Below are 16326 nucleotides of genomic sequence, written 5' to 3'. Positions count from 1 at the left end.
TTCGCAGCCGGCCCGAGATTTCGGCTTGGCGCTGCGTCACCAGGGAATCGGCCGCCTCGAACTCGGTCAGGCCGCGGCGGCAGGACTCGAAGTAGCCCTGGCCGATCTCGGTCATGCGCAGTTGCCGGGTCGAGCGCTCGAGCAAACGAACGCCCAGCGCCTTTTCCAACTCGGCAATCTTGCGACTGACCGTGGACACCGGCACGCCCTCACGCGCAGCCGCTTTGGAGAAGCTCCCCGCTTCGACCACCCGCACGTAGAGGGCCATCGCGTTCTTGTCAGTGTTCATCGGCCTTCTTGCAGTTTCGTACGATCAGCGTACCGGTTTGAGTCGGTCGTCGTCGCTACCATGCCGAGACGCGACGGCGAACTCAACTACGCCAACGCTCGTGAATTCAGTGGCAGGTGTCGCGCCGGCCGCGCATCGGGACGGAGTTTGTCTACCGATGCTGGTCGCTCGGAGAGTCTAGACATACCGGGCCCAGCTTTGCCCCCTGAGTACGCGCTCAATGTCACGCGTCGCTACCGTCAGGCTCTGCATGAGGGTAGTCTGCCGCGCCTTCGTCATACGGGCATTGACGCCTGCCACGCTGATGGCGCCCAGCACGTGGCCAAGACTGTCTCTGAAACTTCGGCCAACCGCCGTGACCCCTGGGGTAATGCGGTTGCGAATCAGGGAGCACCCAGTCTCGCGCGCCGTCTGCAGCGATTCGCGCAGGATGTGCTCGGGGAAGTCCCACTCCTTGGCGATGCGTTCTTGCACCTGCGCCAAGGTGGCCTGCTGCTCGTCATCGTCCAATGCTGCAAGGATGGCCAGTCCGCCGGCCCCTAAGCCGAGCGGACGGCGGCTGCCCACATGCAGCGTGACAACTCTGACCGGCGTAGGCCCTTCGACCAGGTCGATGCAAACGGCCTCGATGCCACTGCGCTGGATCAGATAGACCGTCTCTGCGGTTTCACTCGCCAACTGCTCGATCAAAGGACGGCATAGGCTCCGAATGTCGAACTGGTGGGTAGCCGCAAGCCCCAGTTCATAGGCCAATGGACCCAGCGCGTACCGCTTCGAGTCCTCCATCTTCATTGCCAAACGCTCGGCGATCAGTTGGGCGAGCAGCCGGTGAGCTGTGCTGTTGGAGAGTCCGGTGTCGCGTGCCAATGCGGTCAGCGCCGCACCCCGCCGGCCCGCTGTAGCCAGCACACGCAGCAGTGCGACAGAGCGCTGTAGCAATCCCGCTCCTGCCGCTTCGGCCGCGCCGGCCCTCACATCATGCATTTCCATTGAATGGAAATTTTAGGCGGAAGCGTCGATCAAAGTCCAAGAATTGACGTCAATGCAAACCGCCTTGTTGGCGGCCCTAGGAAAGACATGGAGCGTCAAACATGAAACTCGCCACCCTGAAGCGCGGAGGCCGCGACGGCACCCTGATCGTCGTCAACAAGGCCCTGACCCGAGCCGCGTCGGCGCGGGAGATTGCTCCAACGCTTCAGTACGCCCTTGAGCGTTGGGCGACCGTTGCACCTCAGCTGCAGGAGTTGCATGAGCGCCTTGAGCAGGGGGAGCTCACCGATGTGTTCGATCTGAACATCGACGCGCTGGCCAGCCCACTTCCTCGGAGCTATCAGTTCCTGGACGGATCCGTGTACCTCCATCACATGGAGAAGGCGCGCAAAGCGCGCGGCGCTGACATGCCGCCGAACTACAAGACCGATCCGCTGATGTATCAGGGCCTGTCGGACCGCTTCGACGGCCCGCGCGACCCGATGCGCCTACCCGATGAAAGCCTGGGCATTGACTACGAGGCCGAGGTCGCGGTGGTGGTTGATGACGTGCCCATGGGGACGACCGCTGACGAAGCCGCGTCCCACATCAAGCTGGTGATGCTGCTCAACGACTTCACCCTTCGCACCCTGACACGAAGCGAGTTGCCGAAGCAGTTCGGCTTCGTGCAAGCCAAGCCCACGAGCTCGTTCTCGCCTGTTGCCGTGACGCCGGAGGAGCTGGGCGACGCTTGGGATGGGCGAAAGCTCGGCCTCCCAATCCTGTCCTTCATCAACGGACGCGCGATGGGGCGTGCCAACACCGGGCGAGATATGTTCTTCGACTATCCGCAGCTGATCGCCCATGCGGCGCGCACGCGCTCGCTGAGCGCCGGCACCATCATCGGGGCCGGTGCCGTATCAAACCTCGATCCAGAAGCCGGGTACGCATGCATCGCTGAAGCGCGCGCTGACGAGGAGCTCAAGCACGGGCAGGCCAGCACACCCTGGTTCAGGTTTGGCGACACGGTGCGCATCGAGATGTTGGATGGCGCGGGCCAAACGATCTTCGGCGCCATCGAACAGCGCATCCAGAAGGCCTGACGCGCGCCGCGCCGCGCTGCTTGCAGACCCACAGTTCAAAGCCTACGTACAGAAGATGCAGCCACTGCTCGTGCGCCAAGAGTCGCGACTTCTCATTCCCGCCTCCTTCTTCACCCCCACATGGCAGGACTGAGCCACTGAAGCTCTTCCAGCCTCCGTCATCAGGAGTTCAAACATGCTTTGCAAGAAACTGCACCACGCCGCCTACCGTTGCAAGGACGCGGGCGAGACCACCAAGTTCTACACCGAGATGCTGGGTCTGAAGTTCGCCCATGCCATGGGTGAGGACCATGTGCCGTCCACGGGGAAATACAGCCCCCACGTGCACATCTTCTTCGAGCTCGAGGATGGCAGTTCCATCGCTTTCTTTGAGTGCCCTAAGGACCCGGGTGAGATCAAGGACATGGCTTCCCCAGACTGGATTCAGCACTTCGCCTTCGAGGTAGAGAGTGTGGAGGTCCTGATGCGTGCAAAGGAGGATTTGCAGGCGAAGGGATTGAAGGTCGTGGGGCCGACAAATCATGATGACTTCATCACCTCGATCTACTTCTTCGATCCCTCAGGGCACCGACTAGAGCTGACCGCACGCACGTGCCACGACCCAGCTCGGCTGCAGAGCTTCGCCGACGAGGCACGGGAGGTTCTTGCGCTTTGGTCCGAGACCCATGACTGGTCGCAACGCGTCAAACTGTTCGGCAGCAGTTCCGGCTACCAACGCGCTTGAGCGACCAGCCCCTCACACCGAGGTGTGACGTGACATCCCTTCCGAGGTGTGACGCGACATCCTTTCCAACTACAAGCACGAGACAAACCATGATTCGACGCCAACTATTCGCAGCCATTCTTGCCGCCCCGCTCGTCGCTCAAGCTACGGGCTACCCCGACCGGCCCATCACGCTTGTCCACGGGTTCAACGCCGGCGGCAACGCGGACGTGGTCGCACGCATCATCGCGCTGCCGCTGTCCAAGGAGTTGGGGCAGTCAGTCCTCGTCGACCCCAAGGCCGGTGCGGGCGGCAACCTGGCATCGGGACAGGTCGCCAAGGCCCCCGCCGATGGCTACACGCTCATCCTGCAGACGGGCGGACATGCAGTGTCGGCCGCGATGATGAAGAAGCAGCCTTTTGACCCGTTGGAGAGCTTCGACTGGGTCTCCGTGGTCACCAAGTTCCCATTCGTGCTGGCGGTCAATGCGGAGAGCAGGTTCAAGAACATAAAGGATGTACTTGTTGCTGCGAAGGCCGCGCCTGGCACCATCTCGTTCAGCTCCGTGGGCATCGGCTCGACTCAGCACCTGTCAGGTGAACTGTTCCAGGCCGCCGCAGGCATCGAGCTCATCCACATCCCCTACAAAGGAGGGGCGGCCCCGCTCCAGGATGTATTGGGTGGGCGTGTTGACCTGATGTTCGACTCCGTGACGGTGACCCGGATCCATATCGAGTCGGGCAAGCTCCGTGGCCTCGGCGTGACATCGACTAACCGTGCTCCGCAGCTGCCGAGTGTGCCTCCGATGAAAGACTCGGTGCCAGGTTTCGAAGTGACATCCTGGACCGGTGTTGCCGCACCGAGGGGCCTTCCGCCCGCAGTGGCGCAGCGCCTGCACGAGGCCTTGGTCAAGGTGTTGGCTCAGCCAGATGTCGTCAAGCAGCTCGAGGCGACTGGCGGTGTCGCCAGCCCTTCGTCGAGCGGTGCTGAGATGAAGACTTTTGTTCAGGCGCAAGTCAGTAGGTGGTCCAAGGTGGTGAAGGACGCGAACATTCCCATGCAATAGCCAGCATGAACAACAGCTTCATTGACGTCGTTGGTCTGTGTGGCTGTGGCAGCCTGCGCGCCGCCTCCATCAATCGCATGGCTGTCGGCCTGGCTGGCCAGGTAATGCCTGCGGGGATGGAGGCATGTTCAAGAACATGCTCGACTGGCTGTCGCGCGTTGATGCCCAGCCCTTCGCCTACAAGCCCGTGGCGATGATGTCGGCATCTACCGGAGCCCGGCGCACTGCGCGCCTTGATAAGATTTGGGAGTTGTTGGGCCCTGAAAGCCCCTTGAGCGAGGCTAAGCCTTATGCGCTGCGCAAGCTGCGGGTTCGAGAATCCGGCAGGCGCCAAGTTCTGCGAGGAATGCGGCGCCAAGCTGGTACGCGTCTGCCCGGCCTGCGGGCACGAGGCAAGCGCGAGCGCCAGTTTCTGCAGCGAATGCGGCGCCCCATTGAGCGGGCCGCCCGCGGGCGCGGCGCTTGCAGCCGGCGCCCCCATCGACTACACGCCCCCCTATCTGGCCGAGCGCATCCGCGCGGCGCAGGTGGATATGGAAGCCCGCGGCGCGGCGGACGGCGAGCGCAAGACGATCACCGCGTTGTTCGCCGACATGGCCGGTTCGACCGCGCTGATCCACGACCTCGATCCCGAAGACGCCCGCCGCCTGATCGACCCGGTGCTGGCGTTGATGATGGAGGCCGTGCATCACTACGAAGGCTATGTGGCCAGGTCGATGGGCGATGGCATCCTGGCGCTGTTCGGCGCGCCGATCGCGCACGAAGACCATTCGCAGCGCGCCCTCTATGCTGCACTGCGCATGCAAGACGAGATGCGCCGCTACGCCGACCGTGTGCGTCTGGCACAGGGGATCGCGCTGCAGCTGCGCGTCGGCGTGAACTCCGGCGAAGTCGTGGTGCGCGCGATCCGCACCGAGGACTTGCACACCGACTACGACCCGGTAGGGAACTCTATCCACATCGCCTCGCGCATGGAAGGCATTGCGGTGCCCGGTTCGATCGTCGCAAGCGAACGCACGCGCAAGCTGAGCGAGGGCTATTTCGCATTCAAGGCGCTCGGCGCGACGCCGATCAAGGGGCTGCCCGAGCCGCTCGCCGTCTTCGAAGTGCTCGGCCTCGGCCCGCTGCGCACCCGGTTGCAGGTGGCTGCCAGCCGCGGGGTGGCGCGCTTTGTCGGCCGTGCCCGCGAGCTCGAGCAACTGCGAGAAGCGCGGGCGCAGGCGCAGGCCGGGCATGGGCAGATCGTCGGCGTGGTCGGCGAGCCGGGGGTCGGCAAGTCGCGGCTATGCCACGAGTTCAAGCTCGGCGCGCCGCGCGATGGCCTGGTGCTGGAGACCTTCTCGGTCTCGCACGGCAAGGCCTATCCCTATCTGCCGCTGATCGAGCTGCTGGAGAACTACTGCCAGATCACTGCGCAGGACGATGAGCGCCGGCGGCGCGAGAAGCTCACCGGCAAGGTGCTGACCCTCGACCGCGCGCTGGAAGACAGCCTGCCCTATCTGTTCCACCTGCTGGGGGCGACCGAGCCGAGCTCGGCGCTGGCGCAGACGAACCCTCAGATCCGCCGGCAGCGCACTTTCGAGGCGATCCAGCGACTCCTGGTGCGCGAGAGCCAGGCGCAGCCGCTGGAGCTGATCGTAGAGGATCTGCAATGGCTCGACAGCGAGACCGACGCCTTCCTCGGCGTTCTCGCCGAGAGCGTGGCCGACGCACGCATCCTTCTGCTGGTCAATTACAGGCCCGAGTACCAGCACGACTGGAGTCGCAAGGGCTACTACACCCAGTTGCGGCTGGATCCCCTGGGCGAAGCCGAAGCCCGGGAACTGCTTCGGGGCCTGCTGGGCGACGCCGCCGGGCTCGGCCCGCTCGAGGAGCTGATCCTGGAGCAGACCGAAGGCAACCCATTCTTCATGGAGGAAGTGGTGCAGACGATGGTCGAGGAGCAGGTACTGCGCGGCGAGCGCGGGCACTACCGCCTCGAGCAGGTTCCGACCACGCTGCATATCCCGACCACCGTGCAAGGCGTGCTCGCCGCCCGCATCGACCGCTTGGAGCCGGCCGAGAAGGCGCTGCTGCAGACCCTGGCGGTGATCGGCAAGTCATTTGCATGGAGCCTGCTCGCACGCGTCGTCGATCAGCCCGAAGACATGCTGAAGAGCCTGCTGGCGCGGCTGCAGGCCGGGGAGTTCATTTACCAGCAGCCGGCATTTCCGGAGGTGGAGTACAGCTTCGTGCATGGGCTGACCCAGGAGGTGAGCTACGGCTCGCTGCTGATCGAGCGGCGCCGCGCACTGCATGAGCGCACGGCGCAGGCGATCGAGGCCCTGTTCGCCTCCCATCTCGAGGAGCACTGCAGCGAGCTGGCGCATCATTTCGGCCGCAGCGGCAACGCGCCGAAGGCGGTGGAGTACCTGCACTGCGCCGGGCGCCAGGCGCTGCAGCGCTCCGCAGATGCCGAAGCAGTCGCCCACCTCACCACGGCCCTGGCCTTGCTCGAGACCCTGCCCGATGCGCCCGAGCGCGCACGGCAGGAACTCGCGCTCCAGATCACCCTCGGTCCGGCCTGGATGGCCGCCAAGGGGCTCGCTGCACCGGAAGTGGAGGCGACCTATACCCGCGCGCTGATGCTGTGCCGACAGCTCGGGGAGACGGTCCATCTCTTCCCCGCGCTGATGGGGCTGCGAACCTTCTACATGGTCCGGGGGGAACTGCCGACCGCGCGCGAGCTGGCGGAGCAGCTCGTCACGCTGGCCCAGAAGGCGCAAGACCCGGCCTTGCTCGTGCACGCCCATCGGGCGTTGGGAACTGCCCTGTTCGGTCTCAGCGAGCTCGACCCTGCTCGCGCGCATCTGGAACAGGCCTTGGCCCTTCACGACCCTGCGCGGCACCCGTCGCCGGCCTACTTCTTCGTCTTCGAGCCCGGCGTGCTGGGGCTGGCCTTCGTCGCCATGGACCTGTGGCTTCTGGGCTATCCGGATCAAGCCCTCGCACGCAGCCAGGCGATGCTCGCCCTGGCTCAGACCCTGTCCCATCCTCCGGACTCCGCCAGCGCCTTGACCTTCGCCGCCGAGCTCCATTTGTTCCGCCGCGAGGCGCAGCCCGCCCGCGAGCTGACGGAGGCCGTCCTTGCGCTCGCGACCGAGCACGGCTTCCCGTTCTGGCTGGCTTGGGGAACCATCCTCTCGGGCTGGGCGCTGGTCGAGCAGGGACGTGCAGCAGAAGGGATCGAAAGGATGCAACAGGGCTTGAGCGCCTACCAGGCCACGGGCGCGGGGCTATGGCGCACGCGCTTCCTGGCCTTGCTGGCCGAAGCCTACGCAAGAGCGGGGCAGGCCGAGGCAGGGCTGAGGACACTGGCCGAGGCCTTGGCCTTGGTGGAGCTCACGCAGGAGCGTGTTTACGAGGCGGAGCTTTATCGACTCAAGGGCGAGCTGATGTTGCTGCAGCCGGGCCGCGAGGGCGAGGAGGCCGGCGGCGAGGTCGAGGCCTGCTTCCTGCAGGCGATCACCATCGCTCGCCGGCAGGGCGCCCGATCGCTGGAGCTGCGCGCGGTGATGGCCTTGAGCCGGCTGTGGCGGCAGCAGGGCAAGTCGGCGGAGGCCCGCCAGATGTTGGCCGAGAGCTATGGCTGGTTCACCGAGGGCTTCGACACCGCGGACCTGCAGGAGGCCAGGTCGCTGCTTGCCGAGCTCCACTGAAGCGTGCGTCATGTCAGCGCCATGTTCAGAGCATGACCTTTCTCTTCGAGGGAGGTTGCGGAAGTCAAAATTGATCGCCGAGTCTCAACAATGGCCGATGTCACTAACCGGCGCGCGCCGCCTTTGCGCGCGTCCGAGTTGAGCGGCGCAAGGTCTGCGTACCTGGTATGTGTCTCTTGCCCCATCGCACCAGCGCGAGCAGAACGTCACCCATGGCAGTTCCTTTCTTGCTGAGCGCATAGGCGTAACGAATCGGACGCTCCTGGTACGCGGCGCTCACGACAATCCCAGCGTCTTCGAGGCGCTTCAGGCGATCGGCGAGTGTGTTGGTTGGGATTCCTTCGGGCGAGTCCAGCAGTTCCCCAAAGGTGCGTTTCCCGTGGAGCATGTCCCGAATGACAAGCAACGACCATTTGTCGCCCACCAGGTCGAGCGTATTTGCAATAGGGCAGGCGGATCTTCGAAAACCTTCAGGCTTGTTCATCTTCGCTTCCATCAGTCGCGGGTGTCGATCGCGCGAGAAACTTGCAAAATGCAAGTAAGTATGCTACGGTTATCAGTGACTTGCAAAGTGCAAGCGACTGTGCAAAGGAGACGCCATGTCGAACCCTGTCCTGTCGCAATCTGCTCAGCCGAGGTCGCCAGCCCTTCGGGGCACAAAGCTAGTCACTGCAGTCGTGCTTGCCGTCTGGTTCACGCTCGTCATTCTGCTGGGCGCGAGTGGAGCGTTCGTCACACCGCCCGGGACGCCGCCGCTGCCGATCCTGATCGGGGTCACGGCGCCCATCATCGTGTTTCTCGCCGCTTTCTGGATGTCGCGCCTATTCCGCGAACTTGTTCTGACGGCTGACCTTCGCCTCATGATGGCGATACAGGCATGGAGATTTGCGGGGCTGGGCTTTGTGGCGCTGTACGCCCACGGCATCTTGCCTGGCAGCTTCGCCTGGCCCGCAGGACTTGGCGACATCGCGATCGGAGTGACCGCGCCTTGGCTACTGGTTGCCCTGATACACCGGCCAAGCTTCGCTGCCAGCAAGACCTTCGTGGTGTGGAATGCGCTCGGGGTGTTGGACCTCGTTGTGGCCCTCGGTATCGGGGCACTCAGTTCGGCCCTCGCCGTCGGCGTCGCCGGGGAGATCACGACCGGCCCGATGGCACTGTTGCCGCTTGTGCTCATCCCCGCTTACTTTGTGCCCATTTTCATCATGCTCCATATGGCAGCGCTCTTTCAGGCGCGACATCTTGCGGGATACCTGAGAGAGCAAGCCTGATCAAGTGCGCCGGACCACTCGGACCTGTGCATGGTGTCGGCAAAAACGTAGCCCCGTTGCAATCCGGGCTCAGTGTTTTCCTGAGCGGGGGTGATGAGAAAGCTCGCTACAGTGAACTGCGCCGGTTCAGGTTCGTCCACTTCAAGGAACGCGCATGAGCAAGAAAGTCGCATACGTCACCGGGGGCATGGGAGGCATCGGAACCGCCATTTGCCAGCGCCTGCACAAGGATGGTTTCACGGTCATCGCCGGCTGCGGCCCCACCCGTGACCACGCCAAGTGGCTGGGCGAGCAGAAAGCCGAGGGCTACGAGTTCCACGCGTCGGTCGGCAATGTCGGAGACTGGCAGTCGACGGTCGAGGCCTTCACCAAGGCCAAGGCCGAACACGGCAGCGTCGACGTGCTGGTCAACAACGCCGGCATCACGCGGGACCGCATGTTCCTCAAGATGACGCTCGAAGAGTGGAGCGCGGTGATCGAAACCAACCTCAACAGCATATTCAACGTCACCAAGCAGGTGGTCGCGGACATGGTCGAAAAGGGCTGGGGCCGCATCATCAACATCAGCTCGGTCAACGGCGCCAAGGGTCAGGCCGGCCAGACCAACTACTCGGCCGCCAAGGCCGGCATGCACGGCTTCACGATGGCGCTGGCGCAGGAGCTGGCGGCCAAGGGCGTGACGGTGAACACCGTGAGCCCGGGCTACATCGGCACCGACATGGTCAAGGCGATCCGCCAGGAAGTGCTCGACAAGATCGTGGGCACGATCCCCGTCAAGCGGCTCGGCGAGCCCAGCGAGATCGCCTCGATCGTCGCCTGGCTCGCGAGCGACGAAAGCGGCTACTCCACCGGGGCCGATTTCTCGGTCAACGGCGGCTTGCACATGCGCTGAGGGCGCTCGCGCCCTCGACGTGCGGCGCTCGGGGGTCGAGGCACTCGGACGCGGAGCGACCCTGCGCGACATGAAAACTTTGGACTTCATGCCGCCACGAATCCCTCCAATGCACGAAATCTAGCAATGCCGACTTCGTCAGAAATGCACGTTTCCTTTGTAGGACCGCACCCCACAGTACGGATTCGCCACCGCTCGCAAACGTACGATATCGCCGTGCTCAACGAGGAAGTGAAGGACTTGAACCATGGGCAAACGCAACGATGAAATGGAGACGGTGCCCCATTGCTTGGATGCTTGGCCGTCACGGCCTAGAGCCCAAGCGGACCCCAGGCCGTTCGCAAGCACCGTGGCCAACTTCTTTCGCAGAAATGGCGGCGCGGACGCTCCAGAGTCAATGGTCGCCAAGTTCCAGCCATTTGGGCCGGCATCGGAGGTCGTCCGGCGCGAGCAGACGGGCGCGAAGTCGAATCTCTTCAAGCACTGGGATGCAATCAGGGCCGAAGGCATCACGGCATCGCAGTTCATCGCGTTCTTGCAGCCTCTCGCCGACCTGGACGGCATCACGGTCTCGTACACCTACAGCGATGAAGACGGCACGGAGCACGTCTACAACCACAGGCGCGGTGAGCTCGGGAGTGCGAATCCGCTTTCCCGGGCGATTCAGGAAAAGAAGCTATCCAAAGAGAAGGCACTGACCTTCGCGCTGAATGAAGAGGGCCGCGTCTGGATCGAGAGCAACTTCATCGAGCTCAGCGACCTGAAGTAGGCGTTCGAGATTCCGGCCGGCCAGCTCCCGAGGAGACCCTGCATCGGTGCCGACGTGAAAAGGCTCGTTTTCACTGTCCTCCTGCTGCGGGTCCACGACCGTCCCAGCCTGCGATGAACACCGTGGCTTCTTCCTCAAGCAGGAGGATCGCGGCGGCCTGATCGTATTGCTGGCCAGCCAAGGCGATGCGGCACTTGTGGGCCTCACCCTGGTATAGGTCTGCATGGCCAGCGACGAAGCCGTTTTCTTCAAGCTTGGTCAGGAGGATTCGGACGGACCAACCTTTGTGGTCGAAGCGCTTCACCTCGAAGTCACCATCGGCGTCCACAGCACCTCCCGAGGATTGCGAACGCTGCCGGCCGGCCGCGAATGGTTGAAATTAGGCCCTTCGAATTACTACGCGTCAACAGGGGGCAACCAGTGTGAGCGAAACAATGGCAGCCTCGCTCGTGTGGCTCGCAGGGGCGGGTCGCGCCAGAGATCGGCGGGCAACAAAAGTTTGATGGCTCGCCACGTGCTGGCCTTCAATCTAGAGCGGAAGGTCCATCTGATCAGCCGCAGCTGCTCACTGGGGTGATTGCCCATTCCGCTGCAGTTCTACGCGCACCCTCGGTTCTCTCTGCGGTGAAACCCGCCGCGCAAATGCAGTTTTGCGCGCAGGAGAGTGCGTGATACACCCCAACGACGTAACGACGCGCTGTCACTATTTTGTGCAGTGATCGGCAATTCGCATGCTTGGCGCATGCGCCGTTCGTCCATACACAGGAGGCGACGCCATGACCTCGAGGCAAACAGGAGCGCTGAAGGCGTTGGTATTCGTTCTTGCAACACTTGGGGCGACGTGCCTGCTGGTGGTCGCAGGTCTTTCCGAAGAGCCGCAGCCGGCGGCTGCGAGCGCTTGCGCCGCCTGTTTGCCGGCAACCGCCCGCTGAGGGCCGACCCGAAGACAAAGCCGCGTTTCGCAACGGCGCGGGACCATTTCATCGTGAAAGGCGAATCGACCGAAGTGCAGATTGTCGACGGGTCGAGTCGTTGTTGAGAACAGCTCCGTCATCCTGATCAGTAGGCACCGGGCATCGCGGTCCTAGTCATCGCAGATTGCCTGTAGTTCTACGCGTCCCGCAGTGTTTTTCTGCGGTGAAACCCTCCGGTCGAATGCAGTCTTGCCAGGAGGAGAGTGCGTGCAACGCCCCACTGACGCAGTAACTCGCTCTCACTAATCTTCATTTGGAATTGCGTGCAAGTACGCACGTGAAGTACTGGCTCAACCAAGGAGAGACAACGTGGGAACCTATGCTCTTTCTGATCGATTGAGGCACTCTGTCCTGACGAGATGCCTGGTTGCACTCCTGTGCGAAACGATGGCACTGCTGCCGGCCTCGCCAGTCTTCGCGCAGGTGGGAAGCGTTGCCTCGACACCGGCCGTGCCGATGGAACTGCCGATCGAAGTCGAGATCGAGCTGAGTCCTGCCGGCTCCCTGAAGCAGGCGCCTCTTTGGAAGGAGCTGTACCAACTCCTGAAGAATCCGACCGCTTTCAATTGTCCGGTCGACGATCCCAATACTCTTGAGAATGAGAGCAGTTCTTGCACCGCGACGATCCCCCGCCGCGAGGGTTTCGGTGCAGCCATGCCTCCTCTCAATATCTTTTCGCCTGGCTATAACTTTCTCACGGCACAACCGATGCGCCGCCGCACCTCCGACGGGGAAGTGAGTTGGGATCAGCCTGGCCCGATGTTCGACCCGGCGCAAAACGTTTCGCCTGACGCATTCAACACCCCGACCGTCCTGCGGACCCCGCTCGGGCACATCGTGGCGTGTCCGAACCCCGGAATCACCGGGGCCTACCAGGCAGCGACAGTGCCCGCGGATTTCTGCAATGGCAAGCCAGACGGGAGCCTGGTCGTCTATAACAGCACGGGCAGTGACATCATCCCCCCGAACGGGACTGTCGTGGCGGTCTCGGCCTTCGTTGGCGGGGGACTTGTAGACGAAGACGGAGCGCCGATCACCGAGCTCGAGGCGCCGGTCAACGAAGAGGATTTCTTCCGCAAGCCGACCGATATCACAGGAGTTCCGGCGGCGCTGCGCCCCTACGTCGGTCGACCTGGTGCCGAGGTGCTGGGGAAAGCCCTGTTCTGGGACATGCAGGTCGGCAGCGACGGTGTCCAGGCCTGCGGCTCGTGCCACTTCAACGCGGGGGTCGATAACCGAACCAAGGGTCAGCTCAATCCAAACACCCTGGGCGACGGCAACCCCAACAACTTTTCCCTCACGGTCAAGCCACCCAATACGGATGTGGTGGCCACCGACTTTCCGTTCCACAAGGGGGCGCAGGACAATCTCGCAACCGACTCCGACGATGTCATGTCCTCGATGGGCGTCAGCCGGTTCAAGCTGTTCAACGACATTCCGCCTATTGGCATCGCAAACTTCCTTCCCGCGGTGAATGGAATCAGGGCAGTGGCGCCGGATCTAGGCACTGCCGCCCCCGACCCGGTTGCCGTCAACCAAGACTTGCGCAGAGTGGAGCCGCGCAACACCCCGACGATGCACGGGGCCGCATTCAACCTCGACAACTTCTGGGATGGGCGCGCCCGCTTCAGCTACAACGGCGGCAGCGTGTTCGGCCCGTCGGACCCCACGCCCCATATCTTTATCAACCCGGGGTTGGCCACTGCCGGAGCCGGTGAATTCCGCGGCGCCACCATGGGCGATCTTCGGCCCGATCTCATCGCGGAGGAGCCGGAAGTCGCCGAACAGCCGGTCCGAATCAAGTTCTCCAGCCTGGCATCCCAGGCGGCCGGGCCACCCATCAGCGACTTCGAGATGTCTTTCGCCGGCCGCAACTGGGCCAAGATCGGCAAGAAGTTGCTCCAAGGAGACGCCGGAGCCGTTCAGGACATCGGCAACGGCGCACCGCAGCAGGCGGGAACGAACCGGGTGCAAGCGGTCGCGCCCCTGGCCAACCAGTTGGTTGCAACCAACGACAGCCGGCTGGGACCCTTCTCGAACCAGGGCGGAACCGTGTGCACGACACTCGGCAGACCGGTTGCCGCCGGCAAGCCCGGGCTCTGCATCTCTTACGGAGATCTGATCCGGCTTTCCTTCGAGCCGCAATACTGGAACAGGGGAAATCGCCACCTCAACGGCACCGCGGCAATTTGCACCTCCGCTGTGAATGGTGTGCTGACTCCTGCCGGTTGCGATCCGTTCGACGGGTTTGTCCTCACGCCTGCTCCCGGTGCGGCGAACATCACCAATACCAACCAGTTCAGCCACATGGAGGCGAACTTCACCATGTTCTTTGGGTTGGCGGTGCAGGCCTACGAGACGCTGCTGATTCCGGATCACACGCCGGCCGACCGGTTCTTCGACGCCAATCCGAACGCCGGCCATGGTGTCGGAGAGCCGGGGGACCAGGCCGTTCTGTTCCCGACGCTGATACGCGACATGATGGACGACGGACAGTTGAACGGCTCGCCGGGTGCCTACGTCACCCTGCTTCCGGACGACCCGGCGACGCCGTGGTACGACGCATTCGGTCCGGACGAGGTGTTCGGGTTCGACCTGTTCGCCGGCGCCAACCTGACGGCGGCGCTCGATCCGGCGCAGAGCATAGACCCGATATCCGGGCGGGACAGGAACCCACTCATCACGAACAGTCTTGGACAGCAGATCCGAGTCGGCTCCAATCCCTTCACCCGCAGCGCCAAGTGCATGCTCTGCCATCTTGGCCCCGAACAGACCGACCACAGTATCAACATCTCCCACGGTCTGCTGAAGAACGACGCGGAGTTCGAATATCCCACTCCTCCAACCGTTGCGGACCCCACGTTCCCGGCCACCTTTGCCGACGGGCGCCTTCCGTCGCCGGAGCCCTCTGGGTCCTCCAGAGTCGTCGTCGGTCTGATCCTCGAGGAGGAAGTCGGAGAGGGCGTGGCCCAGGATGCGGTGGAAGTCGAACCTCGCGATTTCCAGGCCTTCGACGATCCCGCCACACCGTGGGACGACAGGATCATCGCGCAGGAGAGCAACTTCGGCTTCGGCGACCAGGGCGTCTACAACATCGGGGTCCGCCCGATTGCTGACGACCTTGGCCGCGGCGGCAGGGACGCCTTCGGCTGGCCGCTCTCGCTCTCGGCGCTGACCCTGAAGAACATCGGCGGTCAGGACTTCGAGCCGTGCCGGGGCGTTGCCGGTGAAACCTGCACGATGCCCAACTTCGACCCCGCGAATATCGGGGCGGAAGGAGCGCCGGCAGAGCAGCAGGGCTTCGAGGAGACCGGAGATGGCGCCGTCTTCCCGGGCACCACGCACACCCTCCAGTCCATCAACCCCGGCTTTGAAAGGGACCCAAGGCTCCCACAGATGCCGGAGTACATGGTTCCCTGGATCCATAGTCTGCCGGCCGGCGAACTGCACCCGCAGATCGACGAGATGGCGGGCATGGTACCCAACACGATCACGGCACCCAATGGAGGTCCCGGAATCGAGTTTCCCGAGATCATGTTCGGCGCCGACTTCCATTGCGCCAGCTTCGATCCGGCTACGTTCGGGATGGGACCGCCCAACTTCGGATGGGGACCTCCCAACTCGACCGCCAGGCTGTGTCCACAGCACCAGTCGGGGGTCGCGGGCAACTTCGCGTTCCCGTCCCAGGGTACGTGGCCTGTTCCGAATCGCGTGATGGGCGATGGCGCGTTCAAGGCGCCGCCCCTGCGCAACGTGGAGATGACCGGTCCATTCTTCCACACGGGCAGCTTCCTGACGCTGCGCCAGGTGGTTGACTTCTACTTCAAGGGCGGCGATTTCCCAGTCACCAACAAGAGGAGCCGGGACCCGCATGTGGTGGATCTCGAGATGCAGGCGTTCGCGTTCGGGCCGAGCAAAGGAGTATTCGGAGGGTTCGACCTGTTGACGCCGTTCGATTGCTCGGCAGACGCACCCAACGATCCGCTGTTGCCTGTCGTCAGCTGCGGCCCGAACTTCAACTACCTGGCCGGCAGCTTCGGCGATGGCCTTCCGGACACGGCGTTCCTGTACAACATGTATCCGGATAGCGCCCACTTGATCACGCCGGAACCGGTGTTTGGGTCACGGGCGGCGGCGCTGGAGGACGCGAAGAACGCGCTGGTGAAGTTCCTTCTCGCTCTGACCGATCCGCGGGTGAAGTTGGAGAAGGCGCCGTTCGACAAGCCCGAGATGTTCGTGCCGATCGACGGTGCAGCGCCCGAGAACGCGGCCGGACGCGGCACGGCGCCCGCGGCTGGAGGGACGACCCTTGTCTCGCTCTCGGGTGTCGCTTGCCCGGTGCCTGGACCTAATTCGGGCGGAGCCTGCTTCCGTCAAATCCCGGCGACGGGCGCGGGCGGCTTGGCGACTCCGCTGCCCGGTTTCCTGGGCGTGACATCCATCCCACCGGGCAATTCGGCCTTCAACTGCAGCATGTCTGCGGGTCCAATAAGCCACTTCTGTTCATCCGTTTCCCCGTAAGGGGCCCGACCTCGCTAGTCCCCTTCCTTCCAAGGAAGGGGACGAGGGCGAGAGAGGTCAACTATCACCA

General features: G+C 63.5%; 12 protein-coding genes and 2 pseudogenes. 10 read left to right on the top strand and 4 right to left on the bottom strand.

The window, feature by feature from the left end:
• Positions 1 to 109: 109 nt before the first annotated feature.
• Positions 110 to 268 (bottom strand): annotated as a pseudogene (locus ACSQ89_RS24405) (helix-turn-helix domain-containing protein); the annotation flags it as partial.
• A gap of 198 nt (positions 269 to 466) precedes the next feature.
• Positions 467 to 1279, bottom strand: a complete 813-nt coding sequence (locus tag ACSQ89_RS24400; RefSeq protein ID WP_436293408.1) for an IclR family transcriptional regulator — start codon at positions 1277 to 1279, stop codon at positions 467 to 469.
• A 101-nt stretch (positions 1280 to 1380) separates the two neighbouring features.
• On the opposite strand from ACSQ89_RS24400, the gene ACSQ89_RS24395 reads away from it, so the two are divergent.
• The 6 genes and pseudogenes from ACSQ89_RS24395 to ACSQ89_RS24370 all read left to right on the top strand — a co-directional run bounded on the left by ACSQ89_RS24395 (position 1381) and on the right by ACSQ89_RS24370 (position 7829).
• Positions 1381 to 2361: a fumarylacetoacetate hydrolase family protein gene (locus tag ACSQ89_RS24395; RefSeq protein WP_093104146.1), complete on the top strand. Its 981-nt coding sequence runs from the start codon at positions 1381 to 1383 to the stop codon at positions 2359 to 2361.
• Complete coding sequence (locus tag ACSQ89_RS24390) at positions 2306 to 2494, top strand: NIPSNAP family protein (RefSeq protein WP_436293409.1); 189 nt, start codon at positions 2306 to 2308, stop codon at positions 2492 to 2494. The genes ACSQ89_RS24395 and ACSQ89_RS24390 overlap by 56 nt, the downstream gene beginning before the upstream one ends.
• Before the next feature lie 42 nt (positions 2495 to 2536).
• Complete coding sequence (locus ACSQ89_RS24385; RefSeq protein WP_436293410.1) at positions 2537 to 3085, top strand: VOC family protein; 549 nt, start codon at positions 2537 to 2539, stop codon at positions 3083 to 3085.
• An 89-nt stretch (positions 3086 to 3174) separates the two neighbouring features.
• Entirely contained in the window at positions 3175 to 4131 is a 957-nt protein-coding gene (locus ACSQ89_RS24380; RefSeq protein ID WP_436293411.1) for a Bug family tripartite tricarboxylate transporter substrate binding protein, read from the top strand.
• Positions 4132 to 4255: 124 nt separating this feature from the next.
• A pseudogene (locus ACSQ89_RS24375) lies at positions 4256 to 4354 on the top strand (NAD(P)H-dependent oxidoreductase); the annotation flags it as partial.
• Between the two features lie 67 nt (positions 4355 to 4421).
• The gene (locus tag ACSQ89_RS24370; RefSeq protein ID WP_436293412.1) at positions 4422 to 7829 is read left to right on the top strand and encodes an AAA family ATPase; all 3408 of its coding nucleotides are present in this window, start codon (positions 4422 to 4424) and stop codon (positions 7827 to 7829) included.
• A 103-nt stretch (positions 7830 to 7932) separates the two neighbouring features.
• Here the strand turns inward: ACSQ89_RS24370 and ACSQ89_RS24365 are convergent, their stop codons facing one another.
• A complete protein-coding gene (locus ACSQ89_RS24365) occupies positions 7933 to 8313 on the bottom strand; it encodes a winged helix-turn-helix transcriptional regulator (RefSeq protein ID WP_436293413.1) in 381 nt (126 codons plus the stop codon).
• A gap of 115 nt (positions 8314 to 8428) precedes the next feature.
• On the opposite strand from ACSQ89_RS24365, the gene ACSQ89_RS24360 reads away from it, so the two are divergent.
• From ACSQ89_RS24360 to ACSQ89_RS24350, 3 genes are all read left to right on the top strand, one after another.
• Positions 8429 to 9100 carry a hypothetical protein gene (locus tag ACSQ89_RS24360; RefSeq protein WP_436293414.1) on the top strand — a complete coding sequence of 224 codons (672 nt, stop codon included), beginning with the start codon at positions 8429 to 8431 and terminating at the stop codon, positions 9098 to 9100.
• 154 nt (positions 9101 to 9254) lie between these two features.
• Positions 9255 to 9992 carry an acetoacetyl-CoA reductase gene (gene phbB / locus ACSQ89_RS24355; RefSeq protein WP_436293415.1) on the top strand — a complete coding sequence of 246 codons (738 nt, stop codon included), beginning with the start codon at positions 9255 to 9257 and terminating at the stop codon, positions 9990 to 9992.
• A 247-nt stretch (positions 9993 to 10239) separates the two neighbouring features.
• A complete protein-coding gene (locus ACSQ89_RS24350) occupies positions 10240 to 10761 on the top strand; it encodes a hypothetical protein (protein ID WP_436293416.1) in 522 nt (173 codons plus the stop codon).
• A gap of 70 nt (positions 10762 to 10831) precedes the next feature.
• Here ACSQ89_RS24350 and ACSQ89_RS24345 read toward each other — a convergent pair whose 3' ends face one another.
• A complete protein-coding gene (locus ACSQ89_RS24345; protein ID WP_436293417.1) occupies positions 10832 to 11089 on the bottom strand; it encodes a hypothetical protein in 258 nt (85 codons plus the stop codon).
• Positions 11090 to 12122: 1033 nt separating this feature from the next.
• On the opposite strand from ACSQ89_RS24345, the gene ACSQ89_RS24340 reads away from it, so the two are divergent.
• Positions 12123 to 16256, top strand: a complete 4134-nt coding sequence (locus tag ACSQ89_RS24340; protein ID WP_436293419.1) for a hypothetical protein — start codon at positions 12123 to 12125, stop codon at positions 16254 to 16256.
• Positions 16257 to 16326: the final 70 nt, after the last annotated feature.

It is taken from the genome of Variovorax sp. LjRoot175 (genome assembly GCF_964253805.1).
Classification (GTDB): domain Bacteria; phylum Pseudomonadota; class Gammaproteobacteria; order Burkholderiales; family Burkholderiaceae_C; genus Variovorax.
This window is presented reverse-complemented; position numbering and strand designations above follow the sequence as displayed.

What these genes read in the sequence shown, in the direction of transcription:
- ACSQ89_RS24400 (WP_436293408.1), bottom strand. Translation starts at nt 1,279, where the DNA reads ATGGAAATGCATGATGTGAGGGCCGGCGCGGCCGAAGCGGCAGGAGCG.
- ACSQ89_RS24395 (WP_093104146.1), top strand. Translation starts at nt 1,381, where the DNA reads ATGAAACTCGCCACCCTGAAGCGCGGAGGCCGCGACGGCACCCTGATC.
- ACSQ89_RS24390 (WP_436293409.1), top strand. Translation starts at nt 2,306, where the DNA reads ATGGCGCGGGCCAAACGATCTTCGGCGCCATCGAACAGCGCATCCAGA.
- ACSQ89_RS24385 (WP_436293410.1), top strand. Translation starts at nt 2,537, where the DNA reads ATGCTTTGCAAGAAACTGCACCACGCCGCCTACCGTTGCAAGGACGCG.
- ACSQ89_RS24380 (WP_436293411.1), top strand. Translation starts at nt 3,175, where the DNA reads ATGATTCGACGCCAACTATTCGCAGCCATTCTTGCCGCCCCGCTCGTC.
- ACSQ89_RS24370 (WP_436293412.1), top strand. Translation starts at nt 4,422, where the DNA reads ATGCGCTGCGCAAGCTGCGGGTTCGAGAATCCGGCAGGCGCCAAGTTC.
- ACSQ89_RS24365 (WP_436293413.1), bottom strand. Translation starts at nt 8,313, where the DNA reads ATGAACAAGCCTGAAGGTTTTCGAAGATCCGCCTGCCCTATTGCAAAT.
- ACSQ89_RS24360 (WP_436293414.1), top strand. Translation starts at nt 8,429, where the DNA reads ATGTCGAACCCTGTCCTGTCGCAATCTGCTCAGCCGAGGTCGCCAGCC.
- phbB (WP_436293415.1), top strand. Translation starts at nt 9,255, where the DNA reads ATGAGCAAGAAAGTCGCATACGTCACCGGGGGCATGGGAGGCATCGGA.
- ACSQ89_RS24350 (WP_436293416.1), top strand. Translation starts at nt 10,240, where the DNA reads ATGGGCAAACGCAACGATGAAATGGAGACGGTGCCCCATTGCTTGGAT.
- ACSQ89_RS24340 (WP_436293419.1), top strand. Translation starts at nt 12,123, where the DNA reads ATGGCACTGCTGCCGGCCTCGCCAGTCTTCGCGCAGGTGGGAAGCGTT.